Annotated in this window: 12 protein-coding genes; 4 read left to right on the top strand and 8 right to left on the bottom strand. The window is 55.3% G+C overall.

The features are described from left to right. Positions 1-169: 169 nt before the first annotated feature. On the bottom strand, positions 170-2,935 hold the full coding sequence (polA, locus tag ACIGG6_RS18010) for a DNA polymerase I (protein WP_399846462.1): 2,766 nt from the start codon (positions 2,933-2,935) through the stop codon (positions 170-172). 173 nt (positions 2,936-3,108) lie between these two features. Between polA and ACIGG6_RS18005 the strand changes: the two genes are divergently transcribed. Next, the gene (locus ACIGG6_RS18005) at positions 3,109-4,068 is read left to right on the top strand and encodes a homoserine kinase (RefSeq protein ID WP_399846460.1); all 960 of its coding nucleotides are present in this window, start codon (positions 3,109-3,111) and stop codon (positions 4,066-4,068) included. After that, the gene (speA, locus tag ACIGG6_RS18000) at positions 4,065-5,987 is read left to right on the top strand and encodes a biosynthetic arginine decarboxylase (RefSeq protein WP_399846458.1); all 1,923 of its coding nucleotides are present in this window, start codon (positions 4,065-4,067) and stop codon (positions 5,985-5,987) included. The genes ACIGG6_RS18005 and speA overlap by 4 nt, the downstream gene beginning before the upstream one ends. Positions 5,988-6,075: 88 nt before the next feature. Here the strand turns inward: speA and ACIGG6_RS17995 are convergent, their stop codons facing one another. The 3 genes from ACIGG6_RS17995 to ACIGG6_RS17985 all read right to left on the bottom strand — a co-directional run bounded on the left by ACIGG6_RS17995 (position 6,076) and on the right by ACIGG6_RS17985 (position 8,977). Continuing rightward, positions 6,076-6,741 carry a fumarylacetoacetate hydrolase family protein gene (locus tag ACIGG6_RS17995; RefSeq protein ID WP_399846456.1) on the bottom strand — a complete coding sequence of 222 codons (666 nt, stop codon included), beginning with the start codon at positions 6,739-6,741 and terminating at the stop codon, positions 6,076-6,078. A gap of 127 nt (positions 6,742-6,868) precedes the next feature. Then, positions 6,869-7,852: an ectoine hydroxylase gene (thpD, locus tag ACIGG6_RS17990; RefSeq protein WP_399846454.1), complete on the bottom strand. Its 984-nt coding sequence runs from the start codon at positions 7,850-7,852 to the stop codon at positions 6,869-6,871. A 321-nt stretch (positions 7,853-8,173) separates the two neighbouring features. Next, positions 8,174-8,977 carry a Crp/Fnr family transcriptional regulator gene (locus tag ACIGG6_RS17985; RefSeq protein ID WP_399846452.1) on the bottom strand — a complete coding sequence of 268 codons (804 nt, stop codon included), beginning with the start codon at positions 8,975-8,977 and terminating at the stop codon, positions 8,174-8,176. Between the two features lie 428 nt (positions 8,978-9,405). Here ACIGG6_RS17985 and ACIGG6_RS17980 point away from each other — a divergent pair, with 428 nt between their 5' ends. Together ACIGG6_RS17980 and ACIGG6_RS17975 are read left to right on the top strand one after the other, a co-directional pair. Beyond that, positions 9,406-10,716: an ATP-grasp domain-containing protein gene (locus tag ACIGG6_RS17980; protein WP_399846450.1), complete on the top strand. Its 1,311-nt coding sequence runs from the start codon at positions 9,406-9,408 to the stop codon at positions 10,714-10,716. 10 nt (positions 10,717-10,726) lie between these two features. Further along, the gene (locus ACIGG6_RS17975; RefSeq protein WP_399846448.1) at positions 10,727-12,751 is read left to right on the top strand and encodes a CocE/NonD family hydrolase; all 2,025 of its coding nucleotides are present in this window, start codon (positions 10,727-10,729) and stop codon (positions 12,749-12,751) included. A gap of 166 nt (positions 12,752-12,917) precedes the next feature. Here the strand turns inward: ACIGG6_RS17975 and ACIGG6_RS17970 are convergent, their stop codons facing one another. From ACIGG6_RS17970 to ACIGG6_RS17955, 4 genes are all read right to left on the bottom strand, one after another. After that, positions 12,918-13,421 carry a ferritin-like domain-containing protein gene (locus ACIGG6_RS17970; RefSeq protein WP_253506232.1) on the bottom strand — a complete coding sequence of 168 codons (504 nt, stop codon included), beginning with the start codon at positions 13,419-13,421 and terminating at the stop codon, positions 12,918-12,920. Positions 13,422-13,466: 45 nt separating this feature from the next. Continuing rightward, the gene (locus tag ACIGG6_RS17965) at positions 13,467-14,303 is read right to left on the bottom strand and encodes a manganese catalase family protein (protein WP_083024487.1); all 837 of its coding nucleotides are present in this window, start codon (positions 14,301-14,303) and stop codon (positions 13,467-13,469) included. A gap of 52 nt (positions 14,304-14,355) precedes the next feature. After that, complete coding sequence (locus ACIGG6_RS17960; RefSeq protein WP_083024486.1) at positions 14,356-14,559, bottom strand: hypothetical protein; 204 nt, start codon at positions 14,557-14,559, stop codon at positions 14,356-14,358. An 81-nt stretch (positions 14,560-14,640) separates the two neighbouring features. Continuing rightward, positions 14,641-14,802: a general stress protein gene (locus ACIGG6_RS17955; RefSeq protein WP_399846444.1), complete on the bottom strand. Its 162-nt coding sequence runs from the start codon at positions 14,800-14,802 to the stop codon at positions 14,641-14,643. Positions 14,803-14,869 lie beyond the last annotated feature (67 nt).

Genomic DNA, 14,869 nt, shown 5'->3' with positions numbered 1-14,869 from the left:
AGAAGGTGATCTGATCCATGGCAGCACTGAACCCTATGCAGTTGACGATGTTCGTATTATCGCTGAAGGCAGAGACTTTTTCAGAGCCTCCCTAAGTAACGCACTAAACACAACCCCCGCAGCGACCACTGCGGGGGTTGTGTGTTATAGGCGAGTACTCACTCGTTCGTTAGTGAGCTTCATCCCAATTCGCGCCGCTTTGCGCTTCCACAATCAGCGGTACGCTGAGCGAGGCCGCGGCCTGCATGCGTGCCTGCACTTGCTCAATAAAGTGCTCTACCTGCGCCTCGGCCACCTCGAACACCAATTCATCGTGTACCTGCATGACCATCAGCGCATCGAACTCCCCTTCCGCTAGCCACGCATCCACATCAATCATCGCCTGTTTGATGATATCCGCCGCCGTGCCCTGCATCGGCGCGTTGATTGCCGTGCGCTCGGCCCCTTGGCGGCGGTTGCGGTTTTGCGAGTGAATCTCTGGCAGGTATAAACGCCGTCCCATCACGGTTTCGACAAAGCCATCTTCCGCCGCCTGGGTACGAATGCGGTCCATATAGCGGGCGACACCTGGGTAGCGGTCAAAGTAGCGGTCGATGTAGGTTTGGGCCTGGCTACGGTCAATACGCAGCTGACGAGCCAGCCCCCAAGCGCTCATGCCGTAAATCAAGCCAAAGTTAATCGCCTTAGCGCTGCGCCGCTGGTCGCCAGACACCTTTTCAAGCGAGGTGCCAAAAACTTCCGCCGCGGTAGCGGTGTGGATATCGCGCCCTTCGGCAAACGCTTCCAGCAGCCCTTTATCTTCCGAAAGGTGCGCCATAATACGCAGCTCGATCTGCGAGTAGTCCGCCGCCACAATACGGTAGCCAGGGCGCGCCACGAACGCCTGGCGGATTTTGCGCCCCTCCTCGGTACGGATAGGAATATTCTGCAGGTTCGGGTCCGACGACGAGAGTCGCCCGGTGGCAGTGACCGCCTGATGATAGCTGGTGTGTACCCGCCCGGTGGTTTTATTGAGCAGGCGCGGCAGCTTATCGGTGTAGGTAGATTTCAGCTTGGCCAGCCCGCGGTGCTGCATAATCACCTTGGGCAGCGGGTAGTCCAGCGCCAACTCCTCGAGCACCGCCTCCGCCGTGGAGGGCGCGCCTTTGGGGGTTTTCTTGATGACTGGGATTTTCTGCTCTTCAAACAGAATCTGCCCCAGTTGCTTGGGCGAGCCCAAATTGAACTCACGGCCCGCCAGCTCGAAAGCTTCACTCTCTAACTCGCGGATGCGCTGTTCGAGCTGCTGGCTCTGCTCGTACAGGCGCTCGGCATCCACGGCCACGCCGTTACGCTCGATGCGCGACAGCACGCTGATTAGCGGTAGCTCAAGGTGGTCGAGCACCTCGGCCAAGCGCCCTTCCCGCTCCACTTGGGGACGTAGCGTGTCCTGTAGGCGCAGGGTGATATCTACATCCTCGCAGGCGTAGGGAGCCGCTTGCTCTAGGGCAATCTGATTAAACGTCAGCTGCTTGGCGCCTTTGCCCGCGATCTCTTCAAACGAAATGGTTTTCTCGCCCAGGTACTTCAGCGCCAGCGAATCCATATCGTGGCGCGTGGCGGTGGAGTTGAGCACATACGACGCTAGCATGGTGTCGGCAAACGGGCCAACGACAGAAATGTCGTAGTTCGCCAGTACGGAAATATCGTATTTGAGGTTTTGACCAATTTTGGTTTTGGCCGGATCTTCCAGCAGTGGCTTTAACGCTGCCAGCACCGCTTTGCGATCAAGCTGCTGGGGGGCATCCAAGTAATCATGGGCCACCGGAATATAGGCAGCTTCCCCGGCTTCCAGCGACACGCCGATACCCACAATTTCTGCATCCATGTAGTTGAGGCTGGTGGTTTCCAAGTCGAAGCAGAAACGTTCGGCCTTGCTCAACCGCTCAAGCCACGCATTCAGCTCAGCCTGCTCGGTAACCACGTAGTCATGGCGCTGGCTAGGGGCGGCGTCCAGCGTATCATCAGCGCTTGCGGGAGCAGGCTCGCCGCCTTTTACATCGTCCACGCCTTCGTCGTTGCCTTCCAGCAATTCCGCCAGCCACTGCTTAAACTCCATCGTTTTATAGAGTTCCACCAACGCTTCGCGGTCCGGGTGGGCAATGTCTAAATCAACCAGCCCCACCGGCAAGTCGCAGTCGGTTTTGATCGTCGCTAACTGATAGGAGAGAAACGCTTGCTCGCGGTGCTCTTCAAGCTTTTTAGGCAGCGTTTTGGCACCACGGAAGCTTAGGGTGGTAACGCGCTCTAAATCGCCATAAATCGTGTCTAAACCGCCGCCCATTCCTTGCAAAAGGCCAATGGCGGTTTTCTCGCCCACCCCAGGCACGCCGGGGATGTTGTCCACCTTGTCGCCCATCAACGCGAGGAAGTCGATAATCAGCGCAGGCGGCAGGCCGAACTTCTCCTCGACTCCCGCTTCATCGAGGGTCTCGTCTTTCATGGTATTTACCAGCGTGATGTGGCCATTTACCAGCTGAGCCATATCTTTATCGCCGGTGGAGATCACCGCATCGCGGCCTGCCTGGGTAGCGTGGTGGGCCAGGGTGCCAATCACGTCGTCCGCCTCGACGCCTTCAACGCACAGCAGCGGCAAGCCCAGCGCTTTAACACAGGCGTGCAGCGGCTCGATCTGGCTGCGTAGGTCATCCGGCATGGGAGGACGGTGGGCCTTGTACTCGCTATACATCTCATCGCGAAAGGTTTTGCCCGGCGCATCGAACACCACTGCCATGGGGCTATCGGGGTAGTCTTTAATCAGCCGTTTGAGCATATTCAGCACGCCCTTCACGGCCCCGGTCGGCTGACCGTGAGAGGTCGTTAGCGGCGGCAGCGCATGAAACGCGCGATAGAGGTACGAAGAGCCATCGACAAGCACGATTGGGGCACGGGCCATAACCAAATTCCATAGTCAGCAAAACGGTAAGAACATCTGCTCTCTATGATACGCGCTCAACGCCTAGCCTGCAGAAAAGAGCCCTAAAACTCGCTACTCTTCACCACACAACGCTGCCAACTGGCGCGGCAAGCCGCTACAATAATCGGCTTAGCAACCTGGGCGAGATTCTCATGGCAGTATTCACCCCGCTTAGCGACGCACAGGTCGCCGCGTTTTTGGAAAAATTTGATGTTGGCAGCTTTGTTGCGCTTCAAGGCGTGGCAGGCGGCACGGAGAACTCGACGTTTTTCGTGACCACCGACCGCCGCGAGCTGGTGCTCACCCTGTTTGAGCAAGGCGAACACGAAGAGCTGCCGTTTTTTGTTGAGTTGCTCGATTACTTAGACGAGCACCGCTTGCCGGTGCCCGGCACTATTCATGACCGCGAAGGCGTGGCGCTGCACAGCCTGGCGGGCAAGCCTGCGCTGCTGTTCCCGCGCCTGCCGGGCAAGCACCCCAGCGCCCCCAACCTTGCCCAGTGCCAAGCGCTGGGCAGCACGCTTGGGCAGATGCATAAAGTATCGCAGCACTTTCCCGGGCATCGCCCCAACCCCCGTGACCTGCACTGGCTGCGGGCGGTACACCATAAGGTGCTCACCTACATCAGCCCTGACGATCAAACGCTGATGAAGAACGCAGTGGATGATTTCGAGAGCGAATTTAGCCAGCATGGCGAGCTCCCCCAAGGAGCAGTGCATGGCGATTTGTTCCGCGATAACACGCTGTTCGAGGGCGACGCCCTGGGCGGTATTATCGATTTTTATAACGGCTGCACCGGTGACTTGCTGTTTGATCTGGCGATTGTAATTAACGACTGGGCCTCCAATGAGGACGGTTCGCTGAACGCCGAGCGTTACAACGCCATTTTAAGCGCCTATCAAGCGCGCCGCCCGCTGACCGAATCAGAACGCACGCTTTGGCCGACGATGCTGCGCATGACCGCACTGCGTTATTGGCTGTCACGGCTGCTGGTGGTGTATGTCGACCCACCGGCCCATGACTTAACTCCCCACGAACCCGAGCGCTTCCGCGTGATTCTTAAAGCACGCATCGCGTTTGGCGCACTCCCGATTCCAGAGGCATCTTCATGAGTGAAATGGCAACGACCAGCAGCCCCGCCGTGCGTGCCCGCCGCACTTGGAACATGGACCAGTGGGGCAGCGGCTACTTTGACGTCGACGACCACGGCCAAGCCCTGGTGCGCCCGCTGGGCAGCGATGCGGAAGGCCCGGCGCTGCCTATCAGTGCGTTAGTCCGTCAGTTACAGGCGGCGGGGTTACGCTTACCGGTGCTGGTGCGCTTTAGCGATATTCTTCACGATCGCGTCGAACAGCTCTGCGGTGCCTTTGACGCCGCCATGCAGGACGTGGACTACCAGGGCGGCTATACCGCGGTTTACCCGATTAAGGTGAACCAGCAGCGTCGGGTGGTAGAAGAGATTCTCGCTACCTCTGAGCGGGGTAATGGCCGTGTGGGCTTGGAAGCGGGCAGCAAGCCTGAACTGCTGGCGGTGCTGGCGCTGTCGGATAGCGGTTCCTCACTGATCGTGTGTAACGGCTACAAAGACCGCGAGTACGTGCGCCTTGCGCTCCTGGGCGAGAAGCTTGGCCACAAAGTGTATCTGGTGGTGGAGAAGCTCTCCGAGCTGGAGCTGATTTTAGAAGAGGCCCGCGAGCTGGACGTAACCCCGCGCATTGGCCTGCGCGCGCGGCTGGCCTCGGTGGGTAAAGGCAAGTGGCAGAATACTGGCGGTGAGAAGTCGAAGTTCGGTCTCACCGCCAGCCAGATTCTGGAAGTGGTCGAAACCCTACGCGCCCAGGACGCTCTGGCCAGCCTACAGCTGGTGCATTTCCACCTGGGGTCGCAAATCGCCAACATCCGCGATATTCAGCGCGGCCTGCGGGAGTGCGCGCGCTTCTATCAAAACCTGATGAGCCTGGGCGCACCCATCGACACCGTCGATGTGGGCGGCGGCTTAGGGATCGACTACGAAGGCACCCGTTCGCGCAGCTACTGCTCGGCTAACTACTCCATGCAGGAGTACGCCCGCAACGTGGTTAGCGCGTTCTCACAGCTCTGCCAGGAAGCCGACCTGCCCCAGCCGCACCTGATCAGTGAATCCGGCCGTTCGCTCACCGCCCACCATGCGGTGCTGATCACCAATGTCATTGGTGAAGAGCGCGTCAACGACACGCCGCCAGAGCGCGCAACCCAGGAAGAAGACCCGCAGGTAGAAGAGCTGTGGCGGGTGTTTGACCAGTTGGCCGACACCCAAGAGCCACGGGTGCTGGTAGAAGCCTGGCACGACTTGCTGCAGGCGGTGAGCGAGCTACACGACCGCTTTGTACTAGGGCTGAGTAACATCAATGCCCGCGCCGAAGGCGAGCGCCTCTACATGGCCGCCTGCACGCGCCTGCGTGGAAAGCTGGATACCCGCAACCGCGCGCACCGGGAAATCATGGACGAGCTGGCCGAAAAATTGGCCGACAAGCTGTTCGTTAACTTCTCGCTGTTCCAGTCAGTGCCAGACGTGTGGGGCATCGAGCAGATTTTCCCCGTGCTACCACTCAGCGGGCTGGACAAAGCGCCCACCCGCCGTGCGGTGATCCAGGACATCACCTGCGACTCTGATGGCCGTATCGATAGCTATGTGGATGGCCAAGGGGTAGAAACCACCCTGCCACTGCCTGAGTGGGCCAATGACGACGAGCGCTGGTTAGGCTTCTTCCTGGTGGGCGCCTACCAGGAGATTCTTGGCGACCTGCACAACCTGTTCGGCGATACCGATTCGGTGGATGCAGCGCTAGGTGAAGATGGCGAGTGGGTGCTCTCTAACCCGCAGGCGGGGGATTCGGTGGCCAACGTATTGGCCTACGTGAACTTCGACGCCCGAGTTTTGAAGCAAAAACTCACCGAGCAGCTGGTGACCAGTGGCTTCTCTGCCGAGGAGCAAGCCCACTTTGCCGCCAGCCTGACCGAAGGCCTAGAGGGCTACACCTACCTGGAGTAACCCTTCACCGGCTTAACGCGTTTCACAAAAAAGGCCACCGAGCGTATCGGTGGCCTTTGTTTTGCGTGCTGAACCCGTGAGCGGGTCGTTACTCAACGACGCTGGTCGAAATCTCCAGGCCGCCAGTCAGCGTTAAGCGTAGCGCCGCGCCGCGGGGTAGCTCGCCGACTCCGGCAGGCGTGCCGGTCAAAATCACATCGCCTGGCTCCAGGGTGAAGTGACGGCTCATTTCTGCCACCAGCGTGGGAATAGCAAAAATCATATCCGCGCCTTCGCCGTGCTGGCGCTCTTCACCGTCGATTTCTAGGGTGAAGGTCAGCGCGTTCCAGTTAGGCACGCGGCTCAGCGGCAAGAAAGGCGACAGCGGGCAGGCGCCATCAAAGGCCTTGGCGATTTCCCAAGGGTGGCCTTTCTCTTTTAACTTGGTTTGCACATCGCGCAGGGTTAAATCCATCGCAAGGCCAATGCCTGCAATGGCACGCTCGGCTTCATCTTGCGTGGCGTGGGTGAGGGTCTCCCCCACCAGTAGCGCCAGCTCGACTTCATAATGAACATCGCCTCGCGAAAATGGCGGGTCGAGAGGCTTGGTTAAGTCCACCACGCTAGTGGCGGGCTTGATGAACAGCAGCGGCTCACTGGGAACCGGGTTATCCAGCTCTTTGGCGTGGTCGGCATAATTGCGGCCGACGCAGACGACTTTGCCCAGCGCGTGGGGAAACTCCTGGCCATCGGTAAACTGTGGAACAAAACGCATGGCGGGTCTTCTCCTTCTCATTATGCGTGCCGCATTCGCAACGACAGGCGCATTAGTCTACCCCAGCTATGCGTATGTTCCACAGTACCACCACCGCTTTTCCAAGGCGCAGGCCAGCCCCCCCCGTTTACGCGCCTGGATTCCAGCGCTCATCTGGACCGTGGGCCAAGAACGGCGGGCGCTGTTTGGGAGCGGCAAATGGCTCTACACAGCGGTTATCAGGCCGGTTAAACACGAAAAACACGTTACTACGCGGATCCGGCGAGAGGTTGGCGTTAGACGCGTGCAGCGTGTTGCAGTCAAACAGCAGCAGGCCGCCCGCTTTACCTTTAGGTGCATCAATCCCATATTTACCGACCAAATGGGTCAGTGCCTCTGGGCTTGGTACGCCTATCTCTTGGGCTTTCAACGAGCTTTTATGGTTATCCTCTGGCGTTTCCCCTAAGCAGGGCACAAATTCCATGTGCGAACCGGGGATCAGCATCAGTGGGCCGTTAAACTCGTGGTTATCGGTCAAGATCAGCGATGCACTCACCGCATGCATATTGGGCATGCCATCTTCCGCGTGCCAGGTTTCAAAATCCGAGTGCCAGTTAAATCCTTTACCCGCAAACCCCGGCTTGTAGTTAATACGCGACTGGTGCACGTAAGGGTCATCGCCAATAATTTGCCGTGCCGCACCGGCTAAGCGCTCATCGGTGGCAAGCGCGCCCAACCGTTCGGAGAGCTTATGAACCGCAAACAGCGAACGAATCTCATGGCTTTGCGGCTCCGTAACGCTGAAGTCCTGGTCACGGTAGGCATCATTGCTCATCAGCTCGTTCATCTCCTGGCATAGCGATTCCAACTCTTCACCACTAATCAGGTTGGGGATAAACAGATACCCATTGCGCTCAAACTCGTCCAACTGCGCCTGGGTAAGCGGCCCCGGCAGTTGACGCCCTTTCACTACCCCATCACGGCGGGGCTGAGTCAGGGATTTGGGCGCTTGGGCAAGACGCGTTGGGTAACCATCCGCTACCTTTGCGTTCCCCGCCGAGGGCATATCGGCCATCTCGCTATACTGCTTATGGGCCGTTACGTTATTAAGAGGTGTATTGCTGACTGTCATCTAATCCACTCCTTGTATGATTAAACTTCAGTTAAAACGTGTCTCATTTAGAAACACAGCGCAGTAGGTAGGGTAGCTAATACCCTTGCGCTTGCAACCTAAGATGTCTCCTTTCATAACGTGGGTTATGACATTTATTCAAATGTCATACTATACGCCTAAAAAGTAGCAATGAAAAACCACTTATAAAATATAGCTATGCTGCATAAGCTTAATATTTGATAGCACTTATGGCGGCATTTTATTAACACAACCGCCAGACCTAAAAAAACCAGAACAGCCTCTTCAAGCACCGCTCTGGTTATTTTAGCGATAAAGTTGCTAACCAAGGCATAGATGCCCGTATATAAAATCGCTGTCAAACCCGGTGTTACGCGTCATTTCTTCTGATTGCAATAACTTGATACTACTGCGGGTTTTACGAATTAACTTTTTCTGTTCCAGCGCTGTCATACAGCGGCTTACGTGGACACTTGTCATACCTAATAGCTCACCCACGACATCTTGAGTAACAGGGAATGCAAATACATTACTATCCAACAGTCCTTTAAAATTAAAGCGGGCATAAACTTCTAACAGGAAATGCGCAACGCGTTCTTCAGAACGATGATGAGTACAGCTTCTTAACCGTTCGATGGTAATATTGTCATTTACCATAACATAAGAAGTAATCGCCTTTCTTATTTCCTCATTGGTTTTAAAAAGCTCATGCAAGTCATCAACAGATACTTTTTCAAGTTTACAATTAGTTAAAGAAAGAATAACTATATCATGACTTTCAAAAAAGCTTTCTCGCATACCAATAATATCGCCAGGCATAAAGACGTTACATATACCTTGTCCTCTGGTGCTGGTCGCGTGGGAAAGGCTCGCCCATCCCTCTTTAACTACGAAGATGTCGGCGCGACCTTCACATAACGAGAACACCTTTTGGTTGCGTCGAAGCTCTACGGGCTTATGCCGGATGTTAGCCAACGCCTCTCGGGCATCGGCTCCCAGCTCGCCATAAAGGCCTAATACTTCACTTATTCCTATACAAGAGCTATCACTACTTAAGCCGCCGTGTACACCTTTGCGATTTCTATCTTCCACTTGTTTGCACTCTTCTGCAGTAACCTTATTCATCTCTACACTCCTTTGTAGTTAGACAAAAGCTATACTCACCAGGAATTGTTTATAATGCCGATATATATAAAGGAAGATAACGCGACAAAAATATAGACAAATATAAATAACTAAACAAGATGGTTTTATAAACCACGCTAACAAAAGTCAAAAAACCATTGATTATTAACATTTGTTAATTTTTTCGACCTCCTCAGAAAATGCAACGCATACCTTTCAGCCTATATCAAACTAGCTTTCATAACAAAAGCAAAAACAAAAATACTTACCGATACATTCATTTCCGAATCTAACTCACTAATAGTGTTACATAAATTAATTATCTCTCTTTCAAACTTATTCGACCTGGAAAAGAGAAAAGGCCTTTCATACGCTCAAGGGTGGGCAATAGGGACAATTCGCCTAATCAACCACTAATGGAGTAGCGCATGAAACGCAACGTTTTTGTTATTGCTTTAGAAGATAAGCAAAAAACCGCCATGCAAACACTAAGAGAGAGAAAGGACTTAGAAATTCATGGTTTATTAGATGTGGACACAGCAGTTGAAGCAGACAAAGTGTCTTTTAATCAGTTACTTTCATCGGCCAAAGAGCAACTTAATGTGTACCCTGGCACTATCGATGCGATTATCGCTCAGTGGGACTTTCCTACTAGCGTTATCGTGCCTATTCTTTGCCAGCACTACCACCTTCCCTCACCTTCTATTACGAGTGTTTTAAAGTGTGAGCATAAATATTGGAGCCGCCTTGAGCAGCAAAAGGTGGTTCCTGATGTGGTGCCCAACTTTTGCGGCATTGATCCTTTCGCTGATGACCCACTGTCACAGGTAACGCTCGACTACCCGTTTTGGCTCAAACCGGTGAAGGCCTTCTCTTCCCATTTGGGGTTTAAAATCGAGAACCAGCCCCAGTTCGAGCAGGCCATGGAGGAAATACGCGCGGGGATTCGCCAACTAGGCGACGCCTTTAATGAAGCCCTTGCTTACATAGAGTTACCGGAAGAAATTGCCCAGTTAGATGGCAACGCCTGTATTGCCGAAGAAATTATTAGCGGCGTGCAAGCTGCGCCCGAAGGCTCTGTCTTTAATGGTGAATTTAATATTCACGGCATTATTTCGCAGCCCAAAGCAGAGAACTCCATCTCGCTGTTTGACCGCCTGGAGTACCCCAGCAACCTCCCCGAACACGTCCACCATAAAATGGTGGAAACCGCCAAAACCTTTCTGACCCATATTGGTTACAACAACGGCTGTTTTAACGTTGAGTTTATGTGGGACGAGGCGCGGGAAAAACTGTGGCTGATTGAGGTCAACACGCGCATTTCTCAATCCCATAGCGAGATTTTCGTGCTGGTGGATGGCATGTCGAACCACGAGATTGCCGTTGATATCGCCCTTGGCCAGCGGCCCTCGCTACTCAACCGCCAGGGCGTCGCCGCGATGGCAGCCAAGTGCTTCATTCCGTTTGCCCACCAAGACGGCGTGGTAAAGCGTATTCCCAGCCAGGAAGAGATTGACGCGCTCAAACAGCGGCTGCCGCATACCGACGTGGTCATTGATGTAGCGCCCGGCCAGCAGCTTAGCCACTTGATGCACCAGGACAGCTTCTGCTACCGCCTGGGCACGCTCTACGTCACCGGCAACACCCATGAGGAGATAGAGCAAAACTACCAGTTCTGCCTGGATTTCCTGAATTTTGACATTGAGCCTATCGATTCTATTGAGACTGTCGATTCTTAAGGAGGCCTACATGGAGATCGTTCACGACTTCCCTTACCCCGTCCGCGAGATCGAAAACGTGTTTATCTCTATGCGCGATGGAAAGCAGCTGGCGGCTCGGGTGTGGCTACCCGATACGCCTGACTCCACGCCTTTTCCCGCCATTATGGAGTACATCCCCTACCGCAAACGTGATGTAACGCGGGGCCGCGATGCCAGCAACCACCCCTACCTAGCGGGCCACGGCTACGCCTGCGTGCGGGTTGATATGCGCGGCAGCGGTGACTCCGACGGCGTGCTCACCGATGAGTACACCCAGCAAGAGCAGTTAGACGCCGTCGATGCTATCGCTTGGCTGGCCGAACAGCCCTGGTGCAATGGCAACGTTGGCATGATGGGCATTTCATGGGGTGGCTTTAATAGCCTGCAGGTGGCGGCCAAACAGCCGCCTGCCCTCAAAGCCGTGATCAGCCTGTGCTCCAGCGATGACCTTTACGCCGACAATATGCACTACATGGGCGGCTGCCTGCTGGGAGACAACCTCTCGGAAGCGACCGTGATGTTTGCTTTTAATGCGCTTCCACCTGACCCGGCCATGGTAGGCGAACGCTGGCGGGAGATGTGGTTTGAGCGCATGGAGCACAGCGGGTTATGGATCGACCAGTGGCTGCGCCACCAGCGCCGGGATGCCTATTGGTCGACAAGTTCAGTGTGCGAACACTACTCAGCTATTCAGTGCCCCGTTTACGCCATTGGCGGCTGGGCTGACGGGTTTACCAACACTGTATTTCGGTTGATGGAGCATCTAGACGTGCCCCGAAAGGGGCTGATTGGCCCGTGGGGGCATAAGTATCCTCACCAAGGAATTCCAGGCCCCGCCATTGGTTTTCTGCAAGAAGCCCTGCGCTGGTGGGATTACTGGCTGAAAGGCAAAGAGAACGGCATTATGGATGAGCCGATGCTGCGGGCCTGGCAGCAGGATAGCGTGCCCCCAGATAACAGCTACGCCGACCGCCCTGGGCGCTGGCTAAGTGAACATCAGTGGCCCTCGCCGCGGATTCGCGAGCAGTGCTACTACCTACAACCCAACCGTTTAACCGTTGAGCCGTTACCGGAGACACACACACCGCCCACGCTCGGCCTGCAATCGCCCATTAGCGTGGGGATGGCAGCGGGTAAGTGGTGCTCCTACGCTGCCACACCCGACCTCCCCGGCGACCAGCGGGAAGAGGATGGCGGCTCGCTAGTCTTTAGCAGCCCGCCGCTGGAAGCACCGCTGGATATTATGGGCGTTACCACTCTGTCGCTAACGCTCTCCTGCGACCAGCCCCAAGCCATGCTGGCGGTGCGCCTTTCCGACGTTGCGCCGGATGGAAAAGCCACCCGCGTCACCTATGGGCTGCTGAACCTAACTCACCGGGATAGCGACGAACAGCCTAGCGAGTTAGTACCCGGCAAGCAGTACCGAGTGCAAATCCCTATGAACGGGATTGCCCAGCGTTTTCCAGAGGGGCATCAGCTACGCATTTCGATCTCTACCTCGTACTGGCCATTGGCATGGCTCTCACCCGCTCCGGCACAGGTGGATATCACCCTCGACAACTGCACGCTCCACCTACCCGTGCGCACGGCAGCCGATGATGATAATACCTTTGCCTTTGAACCACCCGAAGCGGCCCCACCGCTGGCGATCACTACGCTTGCTCCCAGTCAGCATAATTGGTTGTTGCACCGTGACTTGGCCACCAAAAAGTCCACCTTGGAAGTGATTAACAACCAGGGGTGCTTTCGTATCAACGATACGGGCACGGAAATTCACCGCAGCGCGCGGGAGTACTACAGCACTGTAACGGATGACTTCACCTCTGCCCGCGGAGAAACCATCACCGAGAGCCACTTCAAACGAGATGACTGGGATACTGAGGTGTATACCCGTACGGTACTCACCTGCACCGAGAGCCACTTTCTTGTTCACGCCCAGTTAGACGCCTACGAACAGGCGTATCGGGTATTTTCAAAAAACTGGTCGTCAAAAATCTCTCGTGACCACCTCTAGCAGTCGCCGCTTTTAGCGACACTCACTGCCGCCCCACGTTGCTACACCGCTTTTTGCTACACCGCTTGGGGCGGTTTTTATAGGCACAAAAAACCCCGGCCTGGGCTGCCGGGGAAAAGGGCGTGACTAGCCATCTCGCTCTGCGTTACTTCTTACTCAATCTGCGTTACTTCTTGGCCTGCACGTCGTTGTCATCGGCGCGGGTAAGGAAGGTGCGCGTGGTTTCGTCCAGGTGCTGGTCGAGCCAATCGGCCATGGCCTGCTCTTCCTGCAGGATCTCGCGGCATACGCGCACCACCTCTGGCTGGTTGGCCTGCTCTGCAGCGGCAATCAACGCCTTATAGTTGGCAATTTCAAAACATTCGAAGGCGTAACTGGCAATACCGCCTTTCACCACTTCATCGCCTGCCATCATACCGCCAACCGATTGCCCGAAGGCGGTGAGCTTGCCGCCCATATCCTTCATGGCAGAGGTATCAATCCCCAGCTCATTCATCACCCGCTCCAGCTTTTCCGCCTGGTGCTCGGTTTCATGCAAGTGCTGGTCAATGCGCGCGCGCAGGGCTGGATAGTGTTCGATCCGCTTCGCCTGCGCTTTCAACATCTCTTCCGCCTGCTTTTCCATAGCATGGGCATCGCGTAACCAATCTTCCAGATACTTGGCTTCCATCGTGCGCTCTCCTTGTTCATCAGCGGCGTGGATAACAAATAAAGCTTACTTTTTAGGGTCGATCTGCTCTTTTTGCGCCCCGGACTTCTCTTTTGCACCGCCCAGGCTCGGCTCTTGGCCTTCGGGCGCGGGCTGGTTGCGCACGCTGTACTGGCTTCGGCCATCCAGCGAGGGGCCTTCCGACCAGCGGCCTTTCGGCGCCTCTTTATCCAACAGTGTGTTGAGATAGTAGTAAGAGTGCTGCATCGCCTCGTTATCTTCCGGCGTGGCGTTGGGAATCGGCAGTTGCTTCTCAAAGCCGCCCAGCTCTTCAATCACCGCCAGCCACTGCTGCTGGTGGTAGGTATCGCGAGCAATCAAGAAGGAGAGGAAATCCTTCATGCCGTGGTCATCGGTCCAGTTATACAGGCGCGATGCCAGCACGCGACCACCGGCTTCCGCCGTTACGTTAGCCAGCATATCGGCGGCGATATTGCCCGTGGCATACACGTGGCTCATATCAAAGGGCACGCCGTTAGCATTCACCGGCATGGCCGAAAGGCCCGATGAGAGCAGGTGGCGCGGGTTAGCACCGCCCAGAATGGCATTCATTACCGGGTCTTGTGCCGTGGCCTCTTGGTAGGAGACCGGCGCGCCTTCCAGGTTGAGGGCAACCGCATGACCCAGCATTTCAATATGGGACAGCTCTTCTGTCGCGGTGGACATCAGCATGTCGCGGATACGGTCATCGCCGCGTGCGCCCATCGCTTGAAAGAAGTACTGCATGGCTACCCGAATTTCGCCTTCAATGCCGCCAATCGCTTGTTGCAGCAGCATGGCAAATTCAGGATTGGGTTTATCGACCTTAACGGGATACTGTAATTTTCCAGAGTGGTGGAACATTGCGCTATTCTCCTAACGTAATTGCCAGGGAGAACGCTCCCTGGCAACGAACTTAAAGCTTCTGCTTTAGCAGCTTCCGTGCTTCATCAGCAATTTCCTCGTAATGCTCAGACACACGATCAAAAAATGCCTGAGCATCTTGATCGGAGTTCTCTTTAGCATCTTGAGAAAACTGCGAGCTTAGCTGAATACCTTGAGAGGCATGATATAGCGTACTCACCATATCAAAGTTCTTATCGTTCACAGGACGACTCATCCTTGGCTCCTTGTGCCTTTAGCCTTAGCGGCTAAAGGCACTCTTGAACGTGTAAATCAGGAACAGTTAAAAGCGCGCTCGTCAGCGGTTATTACCACCGCCACTGTGGCTATTTTCGCCACCTTTCTTACCAGCTTCCGAGGCGCGCTCAGGGTCGTTGGCAAAGTTACCACCGCTTTTTTCGCCGCCTTTTTGGCCAATATCTTCGTAAAACTCCTTGGCCGCAGAAACTGAGTGCAACACCTGAGCATTTCGCTAAGGTGTTGTCCCATGTCTTACCTCGAACTCAGTATTGAAGAACGTGCCAGCA

The organism is Vreelandella lionensis, from assembly GCF_044543515.1.
Taxonomy (GTDB): domain Bacteria; phylum Pseudomonadota; class Gammaproteobacteria; order Pseudomonadales; family Halomonadaceae; genus Vreelandella; species Vreelandella lionensis.
Note: the sequence above shows the minus strand (reverse complement) of the source record. Positions and strands in the feature narration are given on the sequence as shown.

Excerpts from the sequence above, each read along its gene's own strand:
- ACIGG6_RS17970 (WP_253506232.1), bottom strand. The coding sequence starts at position 13,421 with ATGGAAGCCAAGTATCTGGAAGATTGGTTACGCGATGCCCATGCTATG.
- ACIGG6_RS18005 (WP_399846460.1), top strand. The coding sequence starts at position 3,109 with ATGGCAGTATTCACCCCGCTTAGCGACGCACAGGTCGCCGCGTTTTTG.
- ACIGG6_RS17965 (WP_083024487.1), bottom strand. The coding sequence starts at position 14,303 with ATGTTCCACCACTCTGGAAAATTACAGTATCCCGTTAAGGTCGATAAA.
- ACIGG6_RS17985 (WP_399846452.1), bottom strand. The coding sequence starts at position 8,977 with ATGAATAAGGTTACTGCAGAAGAGTGCAAACAAGTGGAAGATAGAAAT.
- speA (WP_399846458.1), top strand. The coding sequence starts at position 4,065 with ATGAGTGAAATGGCAACGACCAGCAGCCCCGCCGTGCGTGCCCGCCGC.
- ACIGG6_RS17995 (WP_399846456.1), bottom strand. The coding sequence starts at position 6,741 with ATGCGTTTTGTTCCACAGTTTACCGATGGCCAGGAGTTTCCCCACGCG.
- thpD (WP_399846454.1), bottom strand. The coding sequence starts at position 7,852 with ATGACAGTCAGCAATACACCTCTTAATAACGTAACGGCCCATAAGCAG.
- ACIGG6_RS17980 (WP_399846450.1), top strand. The coding sequence starts at position 9,406 with ATGAAACGCAACGTTTTTGTTATTGCTTTAGAAGATAAGCAAAAAACC.
- ACIGG6_RS17975 (WP_399846448.1), top strand. The coding sequence starts at position 10,727 with ATGGAGATCGTTCACGACTTCCCTTACCCCGTCCGCGAGATCGAAAAC.
- ACIGG6_RS17960 (WP_083024486.1), bottom strand. The coding sequence starts at position 14,559 with ATGAGTCGTCCTGTGAACGATAAGAACTTTGATATGGTGAGTACGCTA.
- polA (WP_399846462.1), bottom strand. The coding sequence starts at position 2,935 with ATGGCCCGTGCCCCAATCGTGCTTGTCGATGGCTCTTCGTACCTCTAT.